Genomic DNA, 24,474 nt, shown 5'->3' on the forward strand with positions numbered 1-24,474 from the left:
AACTAATAATTCACTCTTTGCCAGCCACTAGGGCAAGCTTGTGTTTGCGGATAGTAAAGTCCATTCTCGGGGCAATATGCTGCTGTTTGAGGTTGTGGAGGATAAACATATTGAGGGCCATAATAAACTGGGGCCGGCCTGTAATACGCATGTGCCACAGCCACTCCTGCAACGGCACCGACTGCGAATGGTGCCCAGCCTCCGCGCCAGCCACCACCATGACCACCGTAATAACCGCCTCTCCAACCATGGGCATTAGCTGATGTAGCCAGACCAGCAAGTATTACCCCTGTAAGCAGGCAAACCAGAACCTTCTTCATATAGACCTCCCAGTCATTAAGGAACTGCGTCCTTTCTTACACAACGGGTTAGGTTTATGGCGAGTTGACACCTTTAATTAAATACTTTTGAGCTATACCTTAGGGTGTCTTTTTGCTTCTACACGCGTCTGAGCAATATTTGATTGATTCCCAGTTTTTTGCCCAGGACTTTCTCCAGGTCATTTCTTTTTTACAGACCACGCAGATCTTACTTGGCAGAAAACTTTTATTACCCTTAAAAGATGTCTTCGTCATAATTACTTAAAGCGTATCGAGGTGACTTAAAAGATGTTTAGCATGCAATGTAATTTCTTTTTGATCGTCATCACTGATTCTTTTGAGGTTAGCAGTCATCAAGCGAGTTCTTGGGCTGGCTTCGAATTGATCGCGATGCTTGATTAAGAAATTCCAATACAAAGTCGTCATAGGACAAGCCTCATCCCCAAAACGTACCTCAGGCTTGTATTTGCAAGAGCCACAATAGTTACTCATGCGCTTGATATAGGCGCCGCTGGCGATATAGGGCTTACTAGTAAATCTACCGCCATTCGCAAATAAAGCCATACCGGCCGTGTTTGGCAACTCAACCCACTCAATCGCATCTACATAGATTGCCAAATACCACTCACATACTTCCTGCGGCAGAATTTCTGCTAGAAGCGCAAAGTTACCCGTCACCATTAAGCGCTGGATATGATGGGCATAGCCATATTGCAGTGTTTGACCAATCGCATCCTTCATACAAGCCATTTGGGTCTGCCCAGTCCAATACCATTTGGGCAATGAATTCTGGTGCTCGTAATAGTTGTCTTTCGCCATCTGAGGCATATCGAGGTAATACATACCTCTTACGAATTCACGCCATCCTAAGATCTGACGAATGAAGCCCTCGATTGTGGAAAGATCTAGAGAATCTTTCTTCCAAGCAACAACGACTGCATTGATAACTTCACGGGGATTGAGTAATTTGAGGTTAAGAGAACTAGAAAGAATGGAGTGCCATCCAAATGGAGTGTCGGTCCACATCGCATCTTGATAAACGCCAAAGTTTCTTAAGCGATACTCAACAAAATATTCAAGTGCTTGGACTGCCTGCTCTCTAGTGACTGGCCAATTAAATGATTCCAAGGACCCAGGATGGTCTGGGTAAGCCTTCTTAACAAAGTCTATTACCTCTTGTGTAATCGCGTCCACTTCAAATGAAGCAGGGGCATCAATGAGGCCAGGACCTTTTTTCGGATAGGGTTTACGGTTATCTTGATCAAAGTTCCATTGGCCACCATCGGGATTGCCCTCGCGATCCACCAAGATATTGTGTCGCTTACGCATTAAGCGGTAGAAATACTCTAGGCGCAGTTCTTTCTTATTGGCGGTCCACTCAACAAACTCTTGGCGGGTGCAATAAAAATGATCATCCTCACGCATCTCTAGCTCAATATTGAGCTCTTTTGCCATCCCCTCAATCGCCTGCTTGAGGCGCCACTCTCCTGGCTCGATACAAACCAAGTGCTTAACTTTCTTTTGCAGAATTTGCGCCTTAAGAGTCTCAACAAGCGGTAGTGGAGAATTTTTAATATAAGTCAGCGGGTAATTTAGCTTTTCCAGCTCTACTGCGAAGTGGCGCATCGCAGAAAGAAATAAAGCGATCTTGGCTTTATGAGTCCAAACATATTGCGCCTCATTAGCAGACTCAATCATGATGACTTCATCCGCTTTGGGATTAAAGTCTCGCAAACCAGAGCTCTTCAAGTCAAGCTGATCACCAAGTATCAGGATAAGTCGATCAGACTGCTTCATTTATTTTTATATTGTGTTGGACAGTAGGCGCGGGTAACGTCATCACTACGTAAGGCGCTGTGTTTTGTAGCACGTCCAGTAACCCTCTTTCGCCAGAGCTCAAAAGAGCTACGTTTCAATTCTTTGCGCATAATGGCAATGACTTGGGGCTCACCCAAACCGAAGGTTTTCTCAATCGCATCAAAAGGTGTTCGATCTTCCCAAGCCATTTCAATTAGGCGAGATAAATCGGGTTCTGCAAGGGTCTTGGGAGCTAGTTTTGGCACCCTGCAAGTTTAAGACTTATTCAATAAACTAGCTTGAGCCCATGATTGGAAAAATTCGTCAAAAACTGATTGCTTTGGATAAGCCAGTCGTAAAACCGACTGAGGTAATTATTTGCCCAATATGTGATCGAGCCATTCCGGATTCACAGAAAGATGCCCATCATCTTATCCCCAAGTCCAAGGGTGGAAAAATCACTGACCACCTTCACCGCATTTGCCACAAACAAATACATGCCCTCTTTACTGAAACAGAATTGGCACAGCAATACCATCACGCCCAGATCTTAAGAGAACATCCAGAAATGAAGAAGTTTATTCAATGGGTATCTTCAAAACCAGATGCGTTTTATGAGAAGACACGCAAAAGCGCACGGCTTAAGTAAGCTTATAAGGCCTTCCTGCACTTTTTAGGTGCATACCTTTTAGATATTGTGCATAGCTAAATTTCGTTCTAATTCTTAAAACTTAAGATAGGTCATGCGCATCAAAATTACAAAGAGCCTGGTATTACCAGCTCAAATTCTCGAGACCGAAAGTGTTCCTGAAGCCCTATTTCCGGAAGGGGACTATCTTGCTAATCTCACGCCTGATGGCAAGATTGAAGTAATCAATACCCGGAAAATAAAGGCGCTGTTTTCCTTCTCCCAATTTAGAGAAAGAATATCGCTTGGAGAATTTATCGTGATGGAGGCTTAGCTCGGCCTTTTAGCAAAGTTAATTGCTGTTAGTGAGCTAAATCTAGACTCACTACTACCGCTGCCAATGCTGCAACAGAATCAAATGCTTTTGCATTGACACCACTGGTATCTACATCTTCCCAATTGAACTCTAGTGAGAAATGGGCGGACTCTACGATTAACTCGTAACTTGATGAGGGTTTAATGCTCTCACCCCCTTTAGATTCTTCGCTGACAGGCACCTTCAATGATTCAATGGCAGCGATCATTGTGCTTACCTCATTGCCAGTGAGCTCACGCGTACGCAGCACATCATCGGTTCGTTTAATGGAAATCTTTGAGGCTTCGTCGATTGTGACCTCATACTGATTGAGGCCAAGATCTTCCCAAACAGTCAACTCCAGGGCAATTGGGTATGTTTTCATTAATCTACCTCGTCAACGTGGGGTTCATCAAAGTGTTCTTTATGAGGTCTGCGCTTTGCTTCTAACTGAGTCCATTTACTTTGATGGATTCTGTATTCACAATTTTCAGCGTGATTTTCTAACAAGCCGAAAATAATCGTCGTTGGAATTTTGCAATGAAGGCATCGATAAGCATGCTGATGCTCTTCAATTTTCTCTTGAGGGTAGTCGATATAAAAAGGCTTCATTGCAACCCACTCCTTCCAGACTAAGTTTGTAAAAACATCTTACACCTGAGCCTAGCCGAAGTGGTAATCATTTAAGAGCTAGCCCTCTAGCTCGCCTTCCCATTTAGAGATAACGGCTGTCGCCAAGCCATTGCCCAATACATTGGTAGCGGAACGCGCCATATCCAAGAAGTGATCTACCCCCAGAATTAATAGAACGCCTGCCTCAGGAAGATTAAATTGCGATAAGGTTGCGGCGATTACTACCAATGAAGCGCGTGGCACACCCGCTATACCCTTGGAGGTAATCATGAGTACCAACAACATGAGCAGCTGCTGGCTTAACTCCATCTCAATTCCGTATACCTGCGCAATAAAGACTGCAGCAAAAGTGCAATACATCATTGAGCCGTCCAGGTTAAATGAGTAACCTACTGGCAATACAAAAGAAGCAATTTTATTTTTACAACCAAAGCGCTCAACTCTTTCGAGAGTCATTGGATAAGCAGCCTCAGAACTGGCAGTAGTAAACGCGAGCAATGCTGGCTCACGCAGCATATTTACCAAATGCAAGGTTCGTTTTTTTAATACCAGTGAGCTGATCAAAATAATGACGATCCAGAGCGTAAAAATAGATGCATAAAAGCAGAGCATAAATTTTCCATAGGTCATCAGAATACTCACACCATTCTCGGCGATCACACAGGAAACGGCAGAGAACACGGCCACAGGAGCAAATTTCATCACGGCTGTCGTTATCTTGAGCATGATGTGTGAAAGCATGTCGAGATTACGAACGAACTCATCAGCGCGTGAGCCCATACCTGCTGCACCAATACCAAAGAAAACAGCAAACACTACAATTTGTAAAATCTCATTTTTGGCCATTGCATCAAAGATGCTGACCGGGAAAATATGGCGCACAAACTCTGGAAGATTCAGGCTACTTTTATTTAAGCCAGAACTAGCCGCAATCTCTGGCAAAGTTAACTCAACGCCAATTCCTGGTTGCAAGAGGTTCACCATGACCAGGCCAAGCAATAACGATACCAAAGACATAGAGATAAACCATGCAAAGGTTTTCAGACCAACTCGACCAATTGTTGAGGTATCACCCATTTTGGCGATACCTACAACCAGGGTTGAAAAGACCAAGGGGGCAATGATCATTTTGATCAAACGCAAAAACACGTCAGTCAGGATTGAAATATAGCGAACGTACTGACCGGGTAAAGTAGATCCAGCGCCATATAGATGAACAAGATAACCAGTCAGGATACCCAAGACCATTGCACCCAGAATGAAGTTGGTTAGCTTTTTAGAGTTCATGTATGGCCTATATAAATGGGGTGTGTATTAAGATTCTAACCATCTTTAGAACCATTTAGTCATGATCCCGCTTCTGGGAAGCGTGGAACAGTCGATAATACTGAAACGACATACTCAGAGAGAATCAATATGCTCCCTTGCATTGAACTAGAAACCGCCCCGAATCCAACAGCTGCCGTTATCTGGCTGCACGGGCTTGGCGCTGACGGCAATGACTTTGTACCGATTGTTCCTGAATTAAAGCTGACAGGATGTCCTGGCATTCGCTTTGTCTTTCCTAGTGCACCAAGCATGCCCGTTACCGTCAATGGTGGGTATGTCATGCCAGCCTGGTATGACATTATCGGCAGAAATCTCATGGACCAAGAAGATGTTGCAGGTATTCAAAAATCTGCGGCCTCCATTGTTGAGTTAATTGAAAAAGAGGCTAACCGCGGCATTGCGTATGACAAGATTGTCTTGGCAGGATTTTCGCAAGGGTGTGCAATGGCTCTACATATCGGGCTACGCTTTCCACATCAGCTTGCTGGCATCATGGCTCTGTCTGGCTACTTACCACTGGCAATGACTGCCAATATCGAAAAGCATTCCGCCAACGCCAACACGCCAATCTTTATGGCCCATGGTACTTACGATCCTGTAGTAACCCTAGATCGCGCCCAAGCCTCATATGCCATGCTAGAAAAAATGGGTTACCAAGTCGATTGGAATGAATATCCCATGGAACATTCAGTGAATCATGAAGAGCTTATGGATATCTCGCGTTTCTTACAAGAGGTATTGGCGGGCAAATAAAAAGAAAAAGGGCTCACTAGGAGCCCTTTGATTAATGACTTTACTCTCAAAGTTTTTTATTAAAGCTGTATTGAGCAAATGCCTGTTCGGCCACATTAAACCACTGCGCTTCCATGTTTCTAAAAGCGCGGTAGTCATCAAAAATCTTTTTGAACTGCGGATTCTTAGCAGACTCTTCTACATAAGTATCTTGACTTGCCTTAAAACAAGCATCCAAGACCGATGTGTTGAACTTACGCAATACAGCCCCATTTTGAAGGAGGCGTTGTAGTGCAGGTGGATTAAGGGCGTCATATTTAGCGCACATATCTAGATGCGCCTCAAAACAAGCGGCTTCCCACGCTGCCTGATAAGACGGCGGCAAAGCATCCCACTGCTTCTTGTTTACCAAGAAAGAAAGTCCGGCTGCCCCCTCCCAGAAAGCAGGGTAGTAGTAATTTTTTGCTACTTTAGCTAAGCCCAATTTCTCATCGTCATATGGACCAACAAACTCAGCCGCATCAATCGTACCTTTTTCTAATGCGGAGTAGATCTCACCAGCAGGTAACTGCTGGGGAACTACGCCGAGCTTTGCGAGTACTTGCCCCGCAAATCCTGCGATACGGAATTTCAGACCCTTGAGATCCTCTGGTGATTTAATTTCTTTGCGAAACCAACCACCCATTTGTGTACCGGTTTGCCCGCCCAAGAAATTAACAATGTTGTAGCTGGCATAGAGCTCACGCATCAACTTCATGCCATTACCGTGCAGCATCCATGCGGATTGCTGGCGAGCGGTCATGCCAAACGGCGCAGCAGTATCAAAAATGAATGCGCTGTTTTTACCTAAGTAGTAATAACTGGCAGTATGTCCGCACTCTACCGTGCCGTTTTGCACCGCATCCAACACTTGCAGTGCTGGAACCACTTCCCCTGCAGCAAATACTTTGACATTAAATTTGCCATCAGTTGCTTTACTCAATGCCTTCGCAAACACCTCAGGAGTGCCGAATAAGGTATCCAATGATTTAGGAAAGCTTGATACCAGGCGCCAGTTTAGGGTTGGTAGGCCCTGGGCAATAGATGGTGTAGCCAAGGCTGCCGCGCCTGCACCGATAGTAGCTTTCTTTAAAAATGAACGTCTTTGCATTACCGTCACTCCTTTAAAAATGAAGTCTGTTTTTTCTTCTGTTTTTATTGCTGTTTTTACTTTCCGCCAACCGTCATTGAGCCAAGCAAAATCGAGCCCGTTTCTTTGGTGCCACGAATTAGTGTATCGCTACCGATGAGTTGGATATCCATCAGCATATCGCGTAAATTTCCAGCGATCGTGACCTCTTCAACGGGATACTGAATTTCGCCGTTCTCAACCCAGTAGCCAAATGCTCCGCGAGAATAATCACCTGTCACGTAATTGACACCCTGCCCCATTAACTCAGTTACCAACAGGCCTGTACCCATTTCTTTTAGCAGTGCAGGCAAACCACCTTTAGGGGTTTTCTTACTCTTCAGTGTGAGGTGGTGCGAACCACCAGCATTACCAGTAGTTTGCATGCCCAGTTTGCGAGCGGAATAGGTTGATAAAAAATAGCCTTCCAGAATTCCCTTATCCACCACTGTACGGGCAGATGTCTTGACACCCTCTTCATCAAATGGCGCGCTGCCAGTCATGGACTTTAGATGGGGGTCTTCAAATAAGCTGATGTGCTTGGGTAGAACCTGCTTGCCTAAGCTATCGAGCAGAAAGCTGGATCGACGATATAAGGCGCCACCAGAAACTGCTTGTACCAAGCCACCTATTAAGCCCGCAGCTAAGGGCGCTTCAAAGATTACCGGGCAACGGCGGGTCGTTAAAGACCTTGCTTTTAGTCGTGACAATGCTCGCTGAGCTGCGTATATTCCGATTGCCGCAGGATCGGCTAACTCTTCAGGAATGCGTGAACTGGAATACCAGTCATCCCGCTGCATATGTGCTTTCTTACCACCCTCATTTGCAATGGGTGCACAAGAAATATAGTGGCGAGAAAATGGATAGCCGCCCATGAAGCCATGAGAGGTACCCATCATGAAATGCGCATGATGTGCTGACACAGATGCGCCATCACTATTCTGAATTTGTTTGCTCACGGAAAATGCTGCGCCCTCAGCGGTACGTGCAATCTCTATAGCGCGGGCAGCATCTAGATTCCAAGGATGAAATAAATCAAGGTCCAAGGGATTTTTTTCTAAGAGCTCAGCTTCAGCGGGGCCCGCACAAAGATCTTCTGCCGTGTGCTGTGCAATGTGATAAGCAGCATCAACCGTAGCCTTCAAGGACTCTTTAGAGAAATCACTTGTACTAGCATTGCCGCGATGGTGACCCAAAAACAGCGTAACACCGACCTGTTTGTCTAGACTTTGCTCAATCGTCTCAACCTCGCCTTTGCGAACGGTAACGGAAAGGCCCTGCCCCTCAGAAACTTCTGCCACGGCATCTGAGGCGCCCCTTCTTTTGGCCTCTCTAAGCATGAAATCGATGATTTCTTGAAACTGGTTGGATGTGTATGTAAACATGTCCTAATAATAGCTAGAATAGAAATATGAAGCATACAGAAGCCCTAAAAAGAAATAGCCCAAATGAGGTCAAAATTGGCCTGATTTCCATCTCGGATCGCGCCAGTAAGGGCGTTTATCAGGATGAAGGCATTCCAGCCCTGCAAACCTGGCTCATGAAGGCTATTAGCAATCCCTGCGTTTTCCATGAGCGCTTAATTGCCGACGAGTCTGAAATCATTACGGAGACGATCGTAGAGCTAGTCGATGAGCTAGGCTGCGACTTAGTCCTCACCACAGGCGGAACAGGCCCCTCTAGAAGAGATGTCACCCCTGAGGCCACTCGCGATGCAGGAACCCGTGAGATGCCCGGTTTTGGCGAACAGATGCGCCAAATTAGCCTGAAGTTTGTTCCCACCGCAATTCTCTCCCGACAGACCGCAGTCTTGAGAGAGCTTGATGACCATGCTGCTTTAGTAATCAATCTGCCCGGACAACCCAAGGCGATTGCAGAAACACTAGAAGGCCTGAAAGACGAAAGTGGCAAATCGATTGTTCCCGGCATCTTTGCTGCTGTACCTTACTGCATCGATTTGATCGGCGGCCCCTATATCGAAACCAATGAAACGGTTATTAAAGCCTTTAGACCAAAGAGCGCTATCAAAAAATGATTGGGCACTTCGGTAGATCAACAAAATAGGCAAACAAAAGGTCCGCATTGCGGACCTTTTCTATTGTTACCACTGGAGCCTGCCTTAACAGTCCAGTACATTCTCTCCACTTACTGCGGCAAGGGCACGATAAATTTCTCACGGTAATACTTGAGTTCCTCAATGGACTCTTCAATATCCGCTAGGGCTGTATGCGCTTGATTCTTGGTAAATCCTTTAACCAACTCAGGATGCCAACGCTTACATAATTCTTTTAAGGTAGACACATCAATGTTTCGATAATGAAAGTACGCTTCTAACTTTGGCATGTACTTCGCCATAAAGCGTCTATCTTGCCCAATCGTATTGCCGCACATTGGCGCAATGCCTGCCTTAATATATTTTTTCAGAAAGGCGATGCATTCAGCTTCAACAGTTGCCTCATCTAAAGTGGATGCTTTCACCTTGTCGATCAAACCAGAGCGGCCATGGGTGCCTTTATTCCAGGCATCCATTGCATCCAACACTGCATCATCTTGATGCACTACCCAAACTGGGGCTGTGGCGATGGTATTGAGGTGGGCGTCCGTCACGATGATGGCAATCTCCAAAATACGCTCGGTTTCTGGGTTTAGCCCTGACATCTCCATATCCACCCAGATCAGGTGCTCATTAGGGGGTGCTGACTTCATTGATTGGCTGCTGATATTCTCACTCATGCTTGGCATTTTAATTCGCATTTAAGGTTAACGCGAGCCCAATCTAACTCAACAGGAAATTGCGATGCTGCGAGAGATTTAGGGAGCTTCTTTTGAAAAGCAGATATCAACTATGGAAAACTCAGAAGTCGTCATCGGCTCCGCAATAATGATAAGGCTCAACATAGTAAATAGAATCATCAGCACTGCCTGAGGAAGGGTAAGTAAGGCTGCTTTTTGGGTTGAGGAGACCAAACGTAGAGCCAAGCAGTGATTCAGGATAAGGGCAATCATATGACCCGCCACAATTGAAAAGACAGCTAAATACCAAGTCATTTTTGCATCAATCAGACCAATATTTGGGCGAAAGTTTGCAGTAGAGAAGATGTCCCAACCAGAGCCCAAGGGGTCGGAGACTAAGAAAATAATGCTTTGGCCCTGAATGACCAAACTAGAAAAATTGTGCGCAATCAAATAGGCGACTGCAATCGGAATTAAAGTGGCAGCAAAATAATTGCATAACTGAGTCGCAGAATCATGTATCAATTGACTGGAGAGCCAGCAAGAGAGATAAAACAATCCCATAAAAATGAGCCAGACCAGCAATAGACCCAATGTTCCCATCCCGTAACTACTTAAACTAAGTTGCGTTAGACCTAAGGCCTGTACTAGCGCTACGAAAGGCCCCCAGGCTTGGCTCCCATGCAAACCATCGAATAGAACAATCCCCAACATCGCGATGATGAAAGCTGATGCGCCAGGCATATTACGCCACGCTTCTGCGTTAGCGAGAATTCCTCCTCCAGGCAAACGCACATCCAGACCGCAATCAACCCTCTTGAAAGAAAAAATTCCAAACTGTCCTAATGTAGCGAAGTAGACCGAAAACACGTCACCTCGCACTTGCCACGCATCCCTACCAAATAAGTACATACCGGTTAAGTTCATGACAGTCCAGACCAAGGCAATGCTCGCAACTTTAGCTGGTACAAATGCAATGGGATAGACTACCTCCATCCAACTCCAAGCAAGTAAGAAGCCAGTCGCCAAATAAAGTCCCAACCATTTTGGAAAAGGAAACTGACCCTTTTCTTCAGATATCTTTAGTCCGCATATCCGAGCAGCCCAAATGCAGCCATCAAATAAGCCTGTCCATGGATTAAAGAGCGGCCAAAAATTTCCCAGTAGAGCAATGCCCAGAGAAAATCCAAGCCACCAAGTAATCCAAATGAAATTTGGGGCAAGATTTAAGAGTGGATTATCCGGCCCCCAAAATCCAGCCGCAATCACCAAGATAAAAGAAGCTACACCCACTAGGCGACCAATAAAAAAGATGGTGGCGGCCAACTTTGGGGCAATAGAAAATATTCGATAGCTAATTGCTAACTTCAGATTTGGCCAGCATGTAGAGGCGATGATTATTAGCAAAAATGAAGCGGCAATAACTAAGCCGCCACCTACCAAAAAGAACTCTAAGGGGATTGGTAGGTCATATCGCTCATCAAAGCCATGGGCATGTGCAAACTCGCTTAGAAGCAGCGTCAGAAGCGTAACAAAATATTTACGCATGAAGCTTAATTTGGAAATACTTCAAACAGGGCTAGGCTTTCTTGGTGCAGGATTCCTTTGCCTCGCTCGGCCTCTGGGTGCCATTCCACTCTAAATCTTCCAGTAGCAAATGCAGTAAAGGTGTGACGTTTTTCCAAGCCCGGTTTAATTGTCAAATCAATTTGATAGGCATGAATATGCAGCTCACCCTCGGTATCACTGCGCACCTTCCAAGTTACGCTGTCACCCTTTTTTACCCGCATAACTCTTTCTGATGCGGGAATTTTTCCTTCTTTAATATTGATATTAAAGAGTCGATCCTCAGCGTTAACCTGCGTAGCAAAAATAGCCAAGACAATAGCTAAGACAGGCAAGAAAAGGCATCTATGAAATACACGACATAAGTTCATAGATGCTTGTCCATTAATCACTTAACAGCGGCATTCCAGTTAGCAATAGATCGCGCTGGGCCAGTTAACGACAAAATATGCATACCTGTATTTGCTCTATCTACGATGTAAATATAGCCACGGTCATCAACCTCTACGTTATTAGTCTGAATGACCTTGCGTTCAGATGCAGCCGTGAATGGAAGTTTTCCACGTTGAGTAATGGGAGTCTCTAGAACTACAGTATTTTTATTCATTGCGGGAATAAAAAAGCCTACTTCTTTAGGCGCAAACGGATCCCGCATATCTACAGCGCGAACTCCAGCATTGAAGTAAGAAAAGAACATGAGTTTGTTGTAATAAATATCCGTCATGTTTTCATTAGAGGAGTGCGTTCCAAATCGCCCTCCTTTTGAACAGTAGTTACCAGTCTTTTCTGGCACGCCCCAATTGGCCACCCCAAATGCACGCTTCTCATTAGTGGCGTCTACCACCCATACCATTTGGCGCCCTTCAAGACACTCCTTCTGGATAGCCTCGTTTGTTACAACAATAAAATCTCGACTAGCCCCCAGCAAGTTCTTAGAGAACTCCGGGACCTTAACGCCCATCATTGGAAAGGTTGTATGAGCACCATGCATAGTTGGCATATCAATTCGAGATACTTGCGGATACAGCAAGTTTTCTGGCGTCGGGTCCTTAGGGCCATTGATCAGCTTATCCCGGTCTACAATTTGTATTACGCCGTTCGTGTTGGTGCCGTAGCCAAAATACACCCGATTACCCTTAGGTCCAGTAGACATCACGCCGTGTAATTGAACGGGCACATCACCTGAGGCACCAGGCTGCTGACCCACTAGACCAAAATCTCTAATGAAGACCGGTTTAGCTGGATCGGATAAGTCGTAAACCTGGGTCATCCGATTTGTTCGCCATTGCGGATTACCTGAAACAAGATAAGCAATGCCCGTATCGCATTCCCAGAAATTCTTATGGGTACCTTTGAGGCCTTTGGTAATAGTAGTTAATAAGACAGGACTTTCAGGGGTAGTCACATCCCAAATTTCATGAGCCTGATTTCCATAAACCCTCAACATATAAAACTTACTTTTATCTGCCTTTGGTAAGGTAGCTCCGCTACAAACTCGAACCATCTGACTCCCGCCTTGCTCAGCGAGCCCCTCTTCTCCGGGAACATGGTGTAAGTATTTTGGTTTTTTTACATCAGTGACATCAATAATGGATGTGCCATTGTCTTCCATCTTGCCGGTTAATGGATTTAACTTGTTGTCGCCATGGTGGCCAATGTAAGCAATCCATCGATTACCTTGCTTTTGAATAGTTGGCTGATAGGCGGTTCGTGCCTGTAAGTCGTTATATCCTTCTAGCGTCATATTCTTTGATGACTCAACACCCTGCGCACCAACTGACGAAGTGATGGCGATTGCCGTTACGCCAGCCAAAAGAAATATAGATTTACTGGTAATCATGTTGACTCCCTACTTGGTTTTTTTATTGTCTTTTTACTAGGTAAAAAGACTGTCTCAATTTATAAATTCTGAATCCAACGATCAACTTACTTTACACAACTCCTAAGAAATATTTTTATAAATGCCTTACGGGTATGCCCTAAATGACACCAAAAAATATTGAATTAGTACGGATAAGTTTCAAGCTTTACCAAGCCAGAGGGCTTCCCAAAAGAATCGAAACCAGGATGGTTGAGATGAATACTTCGGATCCTAGAAAAATAAGTCCTAAATGGAGCCATTTACCAAGAAATCGAGCTAATTCAACCCCAAAAGAGCAGAGTAAATATAATGGGGCATGACATTCACAATTGTTTTTCTAATCGCCTTTATTGCTAGTTTTGGCTTGCGCCACTGGCTGTCCCAACGTCAAATTCGCTATGTGGCAGCACATCGCAATGCAGTCCCCGCCGATTTCGCTGAAAAAGTGACCTTGGCCGAACATCAAAAGGCGGCTGACTACACCATCGCTAAATTACGTCTTGGCATCCTAGAAAATGGGGTCAGCGCCATTATCTTAATTGGCTTCACTTTATTGGGTGGCTTACAGATTCTCAATATGGCATTACTGCAACTTCTAGGTGAGGGTATTGCCCAGCAAATCGCTCTACTGGTATCCATTGTGATCATCTCCGGAATACTAGACATCCCATTTTCTTGGTACAAGCAGTTTTACCTAGAAGAGCGTTTTGGCTTTAATCGCATGACTAAAAAACTATTCTTCTCGGATATGTTTAAAGGCATGTCTGTTGGTGGCGCTATTGGCATCCCACTACTCTGGGTCATTTTGACTTTGATGGCAAAAGCGGGAGATTTTTGGTGGCTATGGGCGTGGGCTGTCTTAACCGTCTTTAGTTTGCTGATGCAGTGGATCTTCCCAACTTTTATCGCACCACTCTTTAATAAGTTTCAAACCTTAGAAGATGGGCCATTGAAAACACAAATTGAAGCACTTCTCCAACGCTGTGACTTTGCAAGCCAAGGTCTGTTTGTGATGGATGGCAGTAAACGTAGCGCTCATGGCAATGCATTCTTTGCTGGCATGGGTAAGGCTAAACGTATTGTATTTTTTGACACCTTAATTGAAAAGCTCAATCCTGGCGAAGTAGAAGCCGTATTGGCGCATGAGCTTGGCCATTACAAACGCAACCATATTCGTAAACGTTTATTAGTTTCCTTTGCCTTAAGCTTTGCTATGTTTGCACTCTTAGGCTGGGTCAGCACCAAGGTATGGTTCTATGCTGACTTAGGCGTAATGCCTAACCTCAATGGTTATAACGGTGGTCTCGCATTAGCTCTCTTTATGCTGGTCTCGCCAGTGTTTAGCTTTTTCTTCACGCCACTCTCTAGCCTGGCATCACGCAAGCATGAGTATGAAGCTGATGGCTTTGCTGCTGAAAAGTCTTCAGCAAAAGATTTAATCACTGCTCTAGTGAAGTTATATCAAGATAATGCTTCAACACTAACGCCTGATCCGATCTATACCGCTTTCTATAGCTCGCATCCACCTGCCCCATTACGCATTGCTAACTTACAACGGTTTAGCTCATAACGATGGAACAGTTTCATGCGCTGCTGATTGCCTCGTATGGCAGACACTATTTAGCGCAGCGTTTGGTTGCTAATGCAGGTGGGCAGGAATCTCCCGATGGCCCACTGATTCAAGTCAGCACACCAGCCAAGCAACATATCGGTGCCGTAGGTGATCGGATGTTGCTTGAAATGACTTCCGCCGATCAAGCGCGCATCATTCATATAGAGCCTCGAGAAAATCTTCTCTATCGCTCAGATGCATTTAAAAGTAAATTGATTGCGTCCAATGTTGACCAAATCTTAGTAGTGCTGGCAACACAACCCGCTTTCTCGCCAGACCTACTGGGTAGAGCCGTCGTTGCCGCTGAAGCCAATCAAATTGGTCTTCATATTTTGCTAAATAAGTGCGACCTTAAAGATAATCTAGAGCACGCTCGTAAAATCATCGCGCCCTACGCACGCATGGGTTATCAAGTAAGCGAAGTCTCCGCCAAGTTTGATTCCGCTTCCATTGATGCATTACAGGCTGCACTACAAGGCAGAATCTCAGTCTTTGTAGGTCAATCCGGCATGGGCAAGTCCAGCCTCTTAAATGCATGGATACCCAATGCGGCAGCATTGACCCAAGAATATTCTGTCCGTTTAGATACCGGCAAACACACCACTACTGCTTGTCGTTACTTTGAATTGCCTGAGGCTTGGGGGAGGGATGCGACGGGCAAGCTTGGAGCTCTGATTGATTCACCGGGATTTCAAGAGTTTGGTTTGGCACATATGTCTGTAAGTGAATTGCAGCATGCCTTTAGAGAATTTAAAGATCTACTTGGAAAGTGCCGTTTTCATAATTGCGCGCATTTGTCAGAGCCCGATTGCGCAGTACGTGAAGCAGTAGACAGAAATGAAATAGCGCCAGAAAGACTGACGCTATTTAGACAACTGCATTCGGATTCGAAAACAGCGGATGTACAAATTCAGGGTATTAGCCAAGCCAAAGAGCGATGGTCAGCATTAGCAACAAAGCCATCCAAGCGATAACTAAGCGCCATACCAAACCCACTGCAGAGCGCATGGTTCTCTCAGTAGGCTCAAGACCTACTTCATAGACTACTGGCTCTCCAGCCTCAGCCATACGTAAAGCTTCATCACTGTCAGGCTCACTCATCGGCTCACCCAAGCGCACACCAAGTGCACCACTACCTGCAGCCAAAATTACAGCAGATAAAGAGTCTGACCATTTTTGCGTCAGATAACGCCAGCCATAGACTGCGCCTTCAAAGTTACCAACAATTGCAAAGCCCATTGCAGTAATGCGTGCAGGAACCCAATCTAACACGTAGAAAAAGTGTCGTGAAGATTCACTTAAGTTATAGTCACCGCGCTCAGACCAACGCTTGGCAGCAATATCAGCCAAGCGATATAAGACCACACCTGCAGGACCCATTGGCATCATGAACCAGAACAACACGCCAAAGACATGGTGGTGTGAGCCAATAATGGCGCGCTCCAACGCTAAAGAAATCACTTCTGTTTCGGTGAGATTGGAAGTGTCTAACTCTGGACCATACCACTCGCCCAAGGCAGCGCGAGCTGCTGGCAAGTCATGCGCTTCAATCGCCTCATGCACTGCCGTAAAGGAATGGCTAAATTGACGGAAGCCAAAAAACAAATAGGCGATGACGATATTCCACAGGAAACCGAGGATGGGATATGTCACCATACAAGTGACATAGACCATAAACACCAAAAAGGTTGGCAGTACAAAAGCAACCAAACAAGCCATGCGCGCACCAACCGGACTCGCACCTTCTTCAGACTTACCGCCGAACTCAGCAGCGACCCAATCCAACCAGCGGGCACATATGCGCGCAATCCAATGGCTTGAAGTTACTGGGCGATATTGCTCAGCAATGAGGGCGAAGAGAATAGAGAAGAAAGTCATACTTTTAATAAATGATAAAGGTTACGTAACATGCCCGCAGTGGCGCCCCAAATAAAGCGGTTTTCATAAGGCATTGCATAAAAACGACGTCCGCCCTGCTCACTTTGCCACAGTCTAACCTGATGATTGGCAGGATCAAGCAAAAAGCTCAAGGGCACTTCAAATACATCAGCCACCTCAAATGCATCTAAGACATATTCTGCCTGAGCTTGGACTAATCCTACTACTGGAGTGACGCTATAGCCAGAAACCGTTAAATACTGTGGCAGATGACCAATAATCTCAACCCGCTTAGGATCAAGTCCGATTTCTTCTTGGCTCTCACGTAAAGCGGTGTCATTGGGACCTTGATCTTCAGGATCCATACGGCCGCCTGGGAAACTAATTTGCCCCGCATGATCACGCAAATGATTAGTCCTTTGTGTTAACAAGACAGATAAGCCATCTTCTTTTAATACCAGAGGAATAAGTACAGCTGCTTTGGTAACTTTTCCTACAGCCTCACGTTTGGCAATAATGTCTGCTGCAATCACATGGCGACTCTCATCAGTGATCTCAGGTTGCCATTGTGGTGGCGATTGCAGGCGGGCTTTTAAACCGACTGGCTCCAGGAATTCTTGAGAGACTTTCTTTTCATGAGCGCATACCTGTTGAATGGGAACCGCTTGCGCATCAAACCCAGGAGGCGCAGCAATATTGATTGCATAGTCTTCAGGGCTTGGCGTCTTGGGCATATTCATATTCTAAGGCAACAAAAAAGGCGACCTAGGCCGCCTTTTTTAATTCAAGCCGATATTTACTCTGCGGCTGGAGCTGCCACTGCTGCCTTACGCGCAGGAAGCTTCTCTTTAATACGTGCAGACTTACCTGAACGATCACGCAAGTAATACAACTTAGCACGACGTACATCACCGCGACGCTTGACTTCAATACCAGCGATCAATGGTGAGTAAGTTTGGAATGTACGCTCTACACCTTCGCCAGATGAAATCTTGCGAACGATAAAGCTGGAATTGAGTCCGCGATTACGTTTAGCAATCACAACGCCTTCAAAGGCCTGGGCACGCTTACGTGTACCTTCAACAACGTTAACGCTAACTACTACTGTGTCGCCAGGAGCAAAGCTTGGCAATACTTTGTTAGCACTTAAGCGAGCAATTTCTTCTTGCTCAATTTTTTCAATTAAATTCATTTTTAATCCTTAAACATCGTATTGGCGTTTAATCCCGAGACCTAAATCAACGGACCCAATAGAGGATGCAGTTAAAACAATTTCACTAAACCAAAAACTAAACCACCTATTCACTACTGCACACTAAAAGTATTCACAGAGAGCGAAGAAATTGTTCATCTTCTCGGGTTAGCAACCCTTTGGCTCTGGCCGATTCAATTAAGTCCGGCCTTAACCTGAACGTCAGCTCTAAAGACTTCTGCCGACGCCAATCCGCTATTTTAGCGTGATGTCCGCCTAAAAGCACGTCCGGAACGGATAAATTTTCATATATTTCGGGGCGGGTGTAGTGTGGATAGTCCAAAAGACCGTTCATAAAGCTGTCCTGGGTGGCTGATTCGCCATCTCCAAGCGCCCCAGGGATCAGTCTAATGACCGCATCCATCATCGCCATAGCAGGGATTTCGCCCCCAGAAAGCACAAAATCTCCAATAGAGAGCTGTAAATCGACATTTCGGTCGACAAAACGCTGATCTATGGCCTCATATCGCCCGCAAATAAAGCTTAAATTGCCGTAATTGAGAATATCCGCTGCTATCTTCTGAGAAAAACGCTCACCCTGGGGTGCCAATAGACAAATGGGGCCACTTTTAATCCCGGCCGCCTGATGGACTGCCTTAATTCCAGCAACCGTATCCTCCAGAGGTTTAGCCATCATGACCATTCCTGGGCCGCCGCCATAAGCGCGATCATCTACCGTTTTACGAGGATCCGAGCAAAAATCCCGAGGATTCCACAGATGGACACTAGCCAAAGATTGCTCACACGCGCGACCAGTAATTCCCCACTGCGTTAAAGCAGAGAACATTTCTGGAAACAAGGTCACAACGTCAAAGCGCATATTCGTAACTATTTTTGAATTGAATCAATGAATACTTATTGCCAGTCAGACTGCCAATCTAGAGTAATGGTTTTATTTGGCAGGTCGACGTTTTGTACCACTTCCTTTACAAAAGGAACTAAGTACTTGATTGTCTTTGTTTGCGGATCGCCGATGGCAATCACACCATGCGCGCCATTCTCAGTGATATCAACGACTTCACCAAGGGACTCGTCTTGCAAATTCATTGCCTTGCATCCAATGAGGTCAACCCAGTAGTAAGAGTCGCTTTCCGCTTTCGGAAATGCATCGCGCGCCACTAATATCCTGGCGCCTTTCAAGGCAAGCGCCTGATCACGATCGCTGACACCCTCAAGCGCCATCACGACATTGCCGCTGTGCACCTTAGAACTCTTCACCTTGTATTGCGTCAATGAGGCCTGCTCTATAGACGCAGAAACGCCTGCATCCCTACGCGGGATCAGAGATAACCAAACGGATTTAGAAGAGAGAAGTGCTACAGGCTCTGACGAGTGAGGTCTAACTTTCACCTGCCCCTGCAATCCTTGTGCCTCAGATATGGCGCCAAGTTCAATCAATTCGTCGAGGGAAGGCGTACTCATTTGCAAGACACCTTATTTTCCCAAGATAGAACTACTAAAAATTCTGCTACTAAATACCTCATCACATCGATGAAGTATTTAGCAATCGAATATTAAACAGCTGGATTGTTTTTGATCAAACGAACTACTGTTGGGGAAACCTGCGCACCAACACCAGTCCAGTAAGTCAAACGATCTTGAGCAATGCGCATTGCTTGCTCAGTTGCCGCTGCTTGTGGATTGAAATAACCAATACGCTCGATAAAGTTCGAGTCACGACGGTTGCGCTTATCAGTAGCAACGATGCTGTAAAAAGGGCGCTTCTTAGAACCGCCGCGTGCCAGTCGAATGACGACCATACTTATTCCTTAAAATCTAAAATGAAAACAGGTTGATTACAACCCAATGAAATTTCTACAAAAAACTTTGGGCTCCAGCTCACCAAATAAAGATACGGTAGAGCGGAAAACCTCATATTCTAGACGAAAACCCCTACTTCTTCCACCTATTTAAGCAGACAAGACAGTAGAATAGAATGTAGACATTGGTAAAAAACACATTAAAAACAATAACTTAGAAAAATATGACCGCTAAATCCAGTCTTTCTAGCCATGCTAGAAGCCCCATAAACAGGCTTTTTCTGGTGCTTTCTTGCCTATGTCTTGGATTTTTAACTGGTTGCGCCAATGTAATTCCCCCTTGCGGTGCCAAAATCAGCCCTCCAAGCAGTGAACTCAAAAATACCAAGTGGGAGCTCACCCGCTGGAACCTACCCCCCAATAGCAACGGCGAGGTACGTACCAGACAGACCCCCCAGGGCGATGCTAGCAACCCTATTCAAATCATTTTTGATGCGAACGGGCAGCGTCTCAGTGGGTCAACAGGATGCAATCGCTTTACTGCAACACTGGATGAAGATGCTCGTGGTTTTTCACTCAAACAAATTGCTACTACCAAGATGGCTTGTAGCCCGCAGCGCATGGAATTAGAGAATGACTTCCTCTATGAGCTAAACGACTATCGCAGTATCGTGCGCAATGGCGATCAACTACTGATGATCGGCACTGATCGGGAAGTGCTCAGCTTTACACAAAAACAGAACAAATAAACATCACTAAGTTTAAATAGGCATCGGTAACTCTACAAAAATTCTCATGAAAAAATCCAAACTTGTTTTTTGCGCACTCGGATTCGTTTTCCCTGGCAGTGGACTCAATTGCTTTTACCTCCAGGGACTGAAATCCTTTTGGGCGTGGGTGCAATTATTTGCCTTAATTGGTGGCGCAGCAGGCTGGGTCATTTTGAAAGACGCACACTTTCATTCAGCCCCAGGCTGGGTGCTAATTACCTTTGGTTTTATTGCGATTGAAGCAAGCTGGTTAACCACCATTGCCTACGGTCTTCGTCTTGATGAAAAGTGGGATGCGCAATTTAATCCCGGCATTGAAGAACACCGACGCAGCCGCTCTGGCTGGCTAGTCATCCTGACCGTAATTTTCTCTTTAGTCTTTGGTGCTGGCGTCATGATGACCTTTTTAGCAGTCTCGTTCGAGCAATTCTTTATTTCTCAAATCCATGAAGCAAAAAAGCTATCCCAGTAATTGCAGATAGCTTTTCTTTTGCAAGAGCCGCTCTTTGGAGCGGTTTTTTATTCTCTGTAAGCCCTTTTAGAACTGCTCTACTTCTAATGCGTTTGTGGAGTGGCCACTCTCAACAATCGATGTAGCCAAGGCTTGCGCTTGAGGCATGAGGTTCTCAGCAAAAAAACGTGCTGTAGCAATCTTTGCATCATAGAACTTTGGATCGCCATCACGCATACGTTCTGCAGCTAAAAGTGCTCTAGCCATTTGCCAACCACCCAATACGAGACCTGACAAACGCAGATAAGCAAAACTGCCTGCATATACAGCTTTGATATCGGTCTTTGCATTTGCAACAATATAAGTCACTGCTTGCTCAAATGCAGCACGCGCCAATGTAAGCTGTTTGAGTACTGCTTTAGCGTCATCACTACCACTTGCAGCCAAATCTTTTTCAGTAGCAGCAATTCTCTGAGATAACTCTTTCGCAATAGCACCACCATCACGCACTGTTTTTCTACCAACCAGGTCATTTGCCTGAATCGCGGTAGTGCCCTCGTAAATCGTCAAGATACGAGCATCACGGTAATACTGTGCAGCGCCAGTTTCTTCAATAAAGCCCATACCGCCATGCACTTGAACGCCTAAGCTGGCCACCTCGATCGACATCTCTGTAGAGAAGCCCTTAACGATTGGCACTAAGAACTCATAAATCGCTTGATTGGCTTTGCGAATTGCCTCATCAGGAGCGGCATGCTGCGCGTCGTATGCAGAGGCAGCGTAGTATGCCAAAGCACGCGATGCTTCTGTATAAGCTCGCATAGTCATGAGCATCCGCTTCACATCCGGCTGATGAATAATTGCAACTGGACCAGCTGAACCCGCTAAGTCACGACTTTGAACACGATCTTTTGCATATTGAACTGCCTTTTGATATGCGCGCTCTGCAACTGCAATTCCTTGCATGCCTACTGCAAAGCGAGCTGCATTCATCATCACGAACATGTATTCCAGTCCGCGATTTTCCTCGCCCACTAGGTAGCCGACTGCGCCGCCATGATCTCCAAACTGCAGAACCGCTGTTGGACTCGCTTTAATACCAAGCTTATGTTCGATCGAAACGCAATGCACATCATTACGTTCGCCCAATGAACCATCTTTATTTACCATAAACTTCGGTACTACGAATAAAGAAATACCTTTCACACCTTCTGGCGCATCAGGTGTTCTTGCAAGCACTAAATGGATAATGTTCTTAGCCATATCGTGCTCACCATAGGTGATATAAATTTTAGTGCCAAAAATCTTGTAAGTACCATCACCTTCAGGAACGGCGCGTGAACGAACCATCGCAAGATCAGAGCCAGCTTGTGGTTCAGTCAAGTTCATCGTTCCAGTCCACTCACCAGAGATCATCTTTGGAACATATTGCTCCTGAAGTTCTGGGCTAGCAGCAGTTAATAGCGCCTCAATAGCACCGTCGGTCAGCAATGGACAGAGTGCAAAAGAAAGGTTGGCTGCATTCACCATTTCTAAACAAGCGGTAGAGATCAACTTTGGCAAGCCTTGGCCACCAAACTCTGCTGGATGAATCACACCCTGCCATCCTGCAGCAGCGTATTGCTCAAAGGCATCCTTGAAACCAGGAGTAGTAGTAACTACCCCATCTTTTAATGAGCTTGGGTTTTGATCACCAGCCCAATTGAGTGGTGCAACAACGTCTTGATTGAATTTGGCGGATTCTTCCAAAATAGCAGGTGCTAAATCTACGTCTGCGCCTGCCTCTGCATAAGAAGGATAGGCAACAACATCCGATAGCCCAGCCAGTTCATTCATCACAAACAACATATCTTTCACTGGGGCTACGTATGGCATTACAACTCCTCTTTATTCGGTTTGATACTCAATACATCAACTAAGTGATCAACTAAGTGTCAGCTAAGTGCTTTGGTTAATTCAGGCACAGCAGTATTTAAATCTGCCACCAGGCCATAGTCAGCAACACCAAATATTGGCGCCTCTGGATCTTTATTGATGGCTACGATCACTTTGGAGTCTTTCATACCTGCCAAATGCTGAATAGCACCGGAGATACCAACTGCGATGTAAAGCTGAGGGGCGACAATCTTGCCAGTCTGACCCACTTGGTAATCATTCGGAACGTAACCGGCATCTACAGCAGCACGCGATGCTCCTAAGGCAGCCCCGAGCTTATCAGCCAGAGGTGCAATCAACTCCTGATACTTTTCACCAGAGCCCAAACCACGACCACCAGAAACAATAATTTTGGCAGCGGTCAATTCTGGACGATCCGATTTAGTTAACTCGCGACCAACAAAAGATGACTGTGCCTTGCTGTCAGCGGCGGCAGCTTTTTCTACAGCAGCTGAACCACCAGTAGCAGCTACAGGATCAAAACCAGTAGTACGGACGGTAATCACTTTGATTGGGTCGGCACTTTGCACGGTCGCAATCGCATTGCCTGCATAAATTGGACGCTCGAAAGTATCTGCAGAGATGACTTTAGTGACGTCAGATAACTGGGCTACATCTAACTGTGCAGCAACGCGTGGCAATACATTCTTGCCGTTTGCGGTTGCAGGTGCCAAGATATGGCTATAGCCATTCGCAATGGAGAGGATCTGCGCCGCTAAGGGTTCAGCTAATTGATCCGCTAGATTGGCTGCATCCATTTGAATAACTTTACGTACGCCAGTAATTTGGGCTGCCGCAGCTGCAGCCGCATCAGCACCACTTCCAGCAACGAGCACATCCACTTCTGGTGAGCACTGCAAAGCAGCCGCTACCGCATTCAAGGTTGCTGCTTTGAGAGATTGATTATCGTGTTCGGCAATTACAAGTGCGGCCATTTAGATCACCTTCGCTTCATTTTTGAGTTTTTCTACAAGGGCTGCTACATCAGCAACCATCACACCTGCACTACGCTTAGGTGGCTCTTCTACTTTGATTGTTTTGAGGCGTGGGGCAATATCTACACCCAAGTCTTCAGGCTTCACGATATCAATCGTTTTCTTCTTCGCCTTCATGATGTTCGGTAAAGTCACATAGCGTGGCTCGTTCAAACGTAAGTCAGTAGTGATCACTGCAGGCAATGTAAGTGCAATAGTTTCTAGACCGCCGTCAACTTCGCGAGTAACAGTAGCTTTGCCATCTGCAACTACCACTTTAGAAGCAAAGGTTGCCTGTGGGATATCTAACAGACTGGCTAACATCTGACCCGTTTGATTGCTATCGTCATCAATTGCTTGCTTACCGAGAATGATGATTTGTGCCTGCTCTTTATCGGAGAGTGCTTTGAGGATCTTGGCTACTGCTAAAGGCTGTAATTCTGCATCTGTTTCAACAAGGATTGCACGGTCAGCACCAATAGCTAATGCAGTACGAAGAGTTTCTTGGCATTGAGTCGCGCCGGCAGACACCACAAGCACTTCGGTTGCTACGCCCGCTTCTTTTAAACGCACCGCTTCTTCAACAGCGATTTCATCAAAAGGATTCATACTCATTTTGACGTTGGCTAAATCCACGCCAGAGTTATCTGATTTCACCCGAATTTTGACGTTGTAATCAACAACGCGTTTTACAGCTACTAAGATTTTCATTTGGAATTC

Annotated in this window: 30 protein-coding genes; 8 read left to right on the forward strand and 22 right to left on the reverse strand. The window is 45.6% G+C overall.

Going from position 1 to position 24,474, the window contains the following annotated elements; genetic code table 11:
* Positions 1-2 precede the first annotated feature (2 nt).
* From AOC21_RS07255 to AOC21_RS07270, 4 genes are all read right to left on the reverse strand, one after another.
* Positions 3-320 (reverse strand): hypothetical protein, encoded by a 318-nt coding sequence (locus tag AOC21_RS07255; protein WP_215391339.1) that lies wholly within the window; start codon positions 318-320, stop codon positions 3-5.
* Between the two features lie 99 nt (positions 321-419).
* Positions 420-575 (reverse strand): DUF2256 domain-containing protein, encoded by a 156-nt coding sequence (locus tag AOC21_RS07260; protein ID WP_215391340.1) that lies wholly within the window; start codon positions 573-575, stop codon positions 420-422.
* 6 nt (positions 576-581) lie between these two features.
* Positions 582-2,117, reverse strand: a complete 1,536-nt coding sequence (locus tag AOC21_RS07265) for a cryptochrome/photolyase family protein (protein ID WP_215391341.1) — start codon at positions 2,115-2,117, stop codon at positions 582-584.
* Positions 2,114-2,383 (reverse strand): TIGR03643 family protein, encoded by a 270-nt coding sequence (locus AOC21_RS07270; RefSeq protein WP_215391342.1) that lies wholly within the window; start codon positions 2,381-2,383, stop codon positions 2,114-2,116. The genes AOC21_RS07265 and AOC21_RS07270 overlap by 4 nt, the downstream gene beginning before the upstream one ends.
* 41 nt (positions 2,384-2,424) lie before the next feature.
* Between AOC21_RS07270 and AOC21_RS07275 the strand changes: the two genes are divergently transcribed.
* Complete coding sequence (locus AOC21_RS07275) at positions 2,425-2,766, forward strand: HNH endonuclease (RefSeq protein WP_215391343.1); 342 nt, start codon at positions 2,425-2,427, stop codon at positions 2,764-2,766.
* 94 nt (positions 2,767-2,860) lie between these two features.
* Complete coding sequence (locus AOC21_RS07280) at positions 2,861-3,079, forward strand: hypothetical protein (RefSeq protein WP_215391344.1); 219 nt, start codon at positions 2,861-2,863, stop codon at positions 3,077-3,079.
* A gap of 28 nt (positions 3,080-3,107) precedes the next feature.
* Here the strand turns inward: AOC21_RS07280 and AOC21_RS07285 are convergent, their stop codons facing one another.
* The 3 genes from AOC21_RS07285 to AOC21_RS07295 all read right to left on the reverse strand — a co-directional run bounded on the left by AOC21_RS07285 (position 3,108) and on the right by AOC21_RS07295 (position 5,020).
* A complete protein-coding gene (locus AOC21_RS07285) occupies positions 3,108-3,485 on the reverse strand; it encodes a hypothetical protein (protein ID WP_215391345.1) in 378 nt (125 codons plus the stop codon).
* On the reverse strand, positions 3,485-3,712 hold the full coding sequence (locus AOC21_RS07290; protein WP_215391346.1) for a hypothetical protein: 228 nt from the start codon (positions 3,710-3,712) through the stop codon (positions 3,485-3,487). Before AOC21_RS07290 ends, AOC21_RS07285 begins: the two co-directional genes overlap by 1 nt.
* A 78-nt stretch (positions 3,713-3,790) precedes the next feature.
* Positions 3,791-5,020 (reverse strand): dicarboxylate/amino acid:cation symporter, encoded by a 1,230-nt coding sequence (locus AOC21_RS07295; RefSeq protein ID WP_215391347.1) that lies wholly within the window; start codon positions 5,018-5,020, stop codon positions 3,791-3,793.
* A 129-nt stretch (positions 5,021-5,149) separates the two neighbouring features.
* On the opposite strand from AOC21_RS07295, the gene AOC21_RS07300 reads away from it, so the two are divergent.
* On the forward strand, positions 5,150-5,815 hold the full coding sequence (locus tag AOC21_RS07300; protein WP_215391348.1) for an alpha/beta hydrolase: 666 nt from the start codon (positions 5,150-5,152) through the stop codon (positions 5,813-5,815).
* Positions 5,816-5,861: 46 nt separating this feature from the next.
* On the opposite strand, the gene AOC21_RS07305 is transcribed toward AOC21_RS07300, so the two are convergent.
* Together AOC21_RS07305 and pmbA are read right to left on the reverse strand one after the other, a co-directional pair.
* Positions 5,862-6,944 carry a TRAP transporter substrate-binding protein gene (locus tag AOC21_RS07305; RefSeq protein ID WP_215391349.1) on the reverse strand — a complete coding sequence of 361 codons (1,083 nt, stop codon included), beginning with the start codon at positions 6,942-6,944 and terminating at the stop codon, positions 5,862-5,864.
* A gap of 56 nt (positions 6,945-7,000) precedes the next feature.
* Positions 7,001-8,347: a metalloprotease PmbA gene (pmbA, locus tag AOC21_RS07310; RefSeq protein WP_215391350.1), complete on the reverse strand. Its 1,347-nt coding sequence runs from the start codon at positions 8,345-8,347 to the stop codon at positions 7,001-7,003.
* Positions 8,348-8,373: 26 nt separating this feature from the next.
* Between pmbA and mog the strand changes: the two genes are divergently transcribed.
* Positions 8,374-8,997 carry a molybdopterin adenylyltransferase gene (gene mog, locus AOC21_RS07315; RefSeq protein WP_215391351.1) on the forward strand — a complete coding sequence of 208 codons (624 nt, stop codon included), beginning with the start codon at positions 8,374-8,376 and terminating at the stop codon, positions 8,995-8,997.
* Between the two features lie 110 nt (positions 8,998-9,107).
* On the opposite strand, the gene orn is transcribed toward mog, so the two are convergent.
* The 4 genes from orn to AOC21_RS07335 form a co-directional block, all read right to left on the reverse strand.
* Entirely contained in the window at positions 9,108-9,695 is a 588-nt protein-coding gene (gene orn, locus AOC21_RS07320; protein ID WP_215391352.1) for an oligoribonuclease, read from the reverse strand.
* Between the two features lie 78 nt (positions 9,696-9,773).
* On the reverse strand, positions 9,774-11,243 hold the full coding sequence (locus tag AOC21_RS07325) for a hypothetical protein (RefSeq protein WP_215391353.1): 1,470 nt from the start codon (positions 11,241-11,243) through the stop codon (positions 9,774-9,776).
* 5 nt (positions 11,244-11,248) lie between these two features.
* Complete coding sequence (locus tag AOC21_RS07330; protein WP_215391354.1) at positions 11,249-11,485, reverse strand: hypothetical protein; 237 nt, start codon at positions 11,483-11,485, stop codon at positions 11,249-11,251.
* 164 nt (positions 11,486-11,649) lie between these two features.
* A complete protein-coding gene (locus AOC21_RS07335; protein WP_215391355.1) occupies positions 11,650-13,101 on the reverse strand; it encodes an LVIVD repeat-containing protein in 1,452 nt (483 codons plus the stop codon).
* Between the two features lie 337 nt (positions 13,102-13,438).
* On the opposite strand from AOC21_RS07335, the gene AOC21_RS07340 reads away from it, so the two are divergent.
* The gene (locus AOC21_RS07340) at positions 13,439-14,692 is read left to right on the forward strand and encodes a M48 family metallopeptidase (protein ID WP_215391356.1); all 1,254 of its coding nucleotides are present in this window, start codon (positions 13,439-13,441) and stop codon (positions 14,690-14,692) included.
* 2 nt (positions 14,693-14,694) lie between these two features.
* Positions 14,695-15,708 carry a ribosome small subunit-dependent GTPase A gene (gene rsgA, locus AOC21_RS07345; RefSeq protein WP_215391357.1) on the forward strand — a complete coding sequence of 338 codons (1,014 nt, stop codon included), beginning with the start codon at positions 14,695-14,697 and terminating at the stop codon, positions 15,706-15,708.
* On the opposite strand, the gene AOC21_RS07350 is transcribed toward rsgA, so the two are convergent.
* The 6 genes from AOC21_RS07350 to rpsP all read right to left on the reverse strand — a co-directional run bounded on the left by AOC21_RS07350 (position 15,653) and on the right by rpsP (position 19,624).
* Complete coding sequence (locus AOC21_RS07350) at positions 15,653-16,612, reverse strand: CobD/CbiB family protein (protein WP_215391358.1); 960 nt, start codon at positions 16,610-16,612, stop codon at positions 15,653-15,655. The two genes, rsgA and AOC21_RS07350, sit on opposite strands and share 56 nt — an antisense overlap.
* Positions 16,609-17,346: a CoA pyrophosphatase gene (locus AOC21_RS07355; RefSeq protein WP_215391359.1), complete on the reverse strand. Its 738-nt coding sequence runs from the start codon at positions 17,344-17,346 to the stop codon at positions 16,609-16,611. Before AOC21_RS07355 ends, AOC21_RS07350 begins: the two co-directional genes overlap by 4 nt.
* A gap of 62 nt (positions 17,347-17,408) precedes the next feature.
* On the reverse strand, positions 17,409-17,804 hold the full coding sequence (gene rplS / locus AOC21_RS07360) for a 50S ribosomal protein L19 (RefSeq protein ID WP_215391360.1): 396 nt from the start codon (positions 17,802-17,804) through the stop codon (positions 17,409-17,411).
* A 133-nt stretch (positions 17,805-17,937) separates the two neighbouring features.
* A complete protein-coding gene (trmD, locus tag AOC21_RS07365) occupies positions 17,938-18,684 on the reverse strand; it encodes a tRNA (guanosine(37)-N1)-methyltransferase TrmD (protein ID WP_215391361.1) in 747 nt (248 codons plus the stop codon).
* Between the two features lie 35 nt (positions 18,685-18,719).
* The gene (gene rimM, locus AOC21_RS07370; RefSeq protein WP_215391362.1) at positions 18,720-19,286 is read right to left on the reverse strand and encodes a ribosome maturation factor RimM; all 567 of its coding nucleotides are present in this window, start codon (positions 19,284-19,286) and stop codon (positions 18,720-18,722) included.
* Positions 19,287-19,378: 92 nt separating this feature from the next.
* Positions 19,379-19,624: a 30S ribosomal protein S16 gene (gene rpsP / locus AOC21_RS07375; RefSeq protein WP_072583652.1), complete on the reverse strand. Its 246-nt coding sequence runs from the start codon at positions 19,622-19,624 to the stop codon at positions 19,379-19,381.
* A 284-nt stretch (positions 19,625-19,908) separates the two neighbouring features.
* On the opposite strand from rpsP, the gene AOC21_RS07380 reads away from it, so the two are divergent.
* Entirely contained in the window at positions 19,909-20,373 is a 465-nt protein-coding gene (locus AOC21_RS07380) for an META domain-containing protein (RefSeq protein ID WP_215391363.1), read from the forward strand.
* A gap of 46 nt (positions 20,374-20,419) precedes the next feature.
* The gene (locus tag AOC21_RS07385) at positions 20,420-20,866 is read left to right on the forward strand and encodes a hypothetical protein (RefSeq protein WP_215391364.1); all 447 of its coding nucleotides are present in this window, start codon (positions 20,420-20,422) and stop codon (positions 20,864-20,866) included.
* A gap of 66 nt (positions 20,867-20,932) precedes the next feature.
* Here AOC21_RS07385 and AOC21_RS07390 read toward each other — a convergent pair whose 3' ends face one another.
* The 3 genes from AOC21_RS07390 to AOC21_RS07400 are packed head-to-tail and all read right to left on the reverse strand — an operon-like array spanning position 20,933 to position 24,465.
* Positions 20,933-22,720 carry an acyl-CoA dehydrogenase gene (locus AOC21_RS07390; protein WP_215391365.1) on the reverse strand — a complete coding sequence of 596 codons (1,788 nt, stop codon included), beginning with the start codon at positions 22,718-22,720 and terminating at the stop codon, positions 20,933-20,935.
* 59 nt (positions 22,721-22,779) lie between these two features.
* Complete coding sequence (locus AOC21_RS07395) at positions 22,780-23,715, reverse strand: electron transfer flavoprotein subunit alpha/FixB family protein (RefSeq protein WP_215391366.1); 936 nt, start codon at positions 23,713-23,715, stop codon at positions 22,780-22,782.
* Positions 23,716-24,465 carry an electron transfer flavoprotein subunit beta/FixA family protein gene (locus AOC21_RS07400; protein ID WP_215391367.1) on the reverse strand — a complete coding sequence of 250 codons (750 nt, stop codon included), beginning with the start codon at positions 24,463-24,465 and terminating at the stop codon, positions 23,716-23,718.
* Positions 24,466-24,474 lie beyond the last annotated feature (9 nt).

The organism is Polynucleobacter sp. VK25 (assembly GCF_018687355.1).
Taxonomy (GTDB): Bacteria; Pseudomonadota; Gammaproteobacteria; order Burkholderiales; family Burkholderiaceae; genus Polynucleobacter.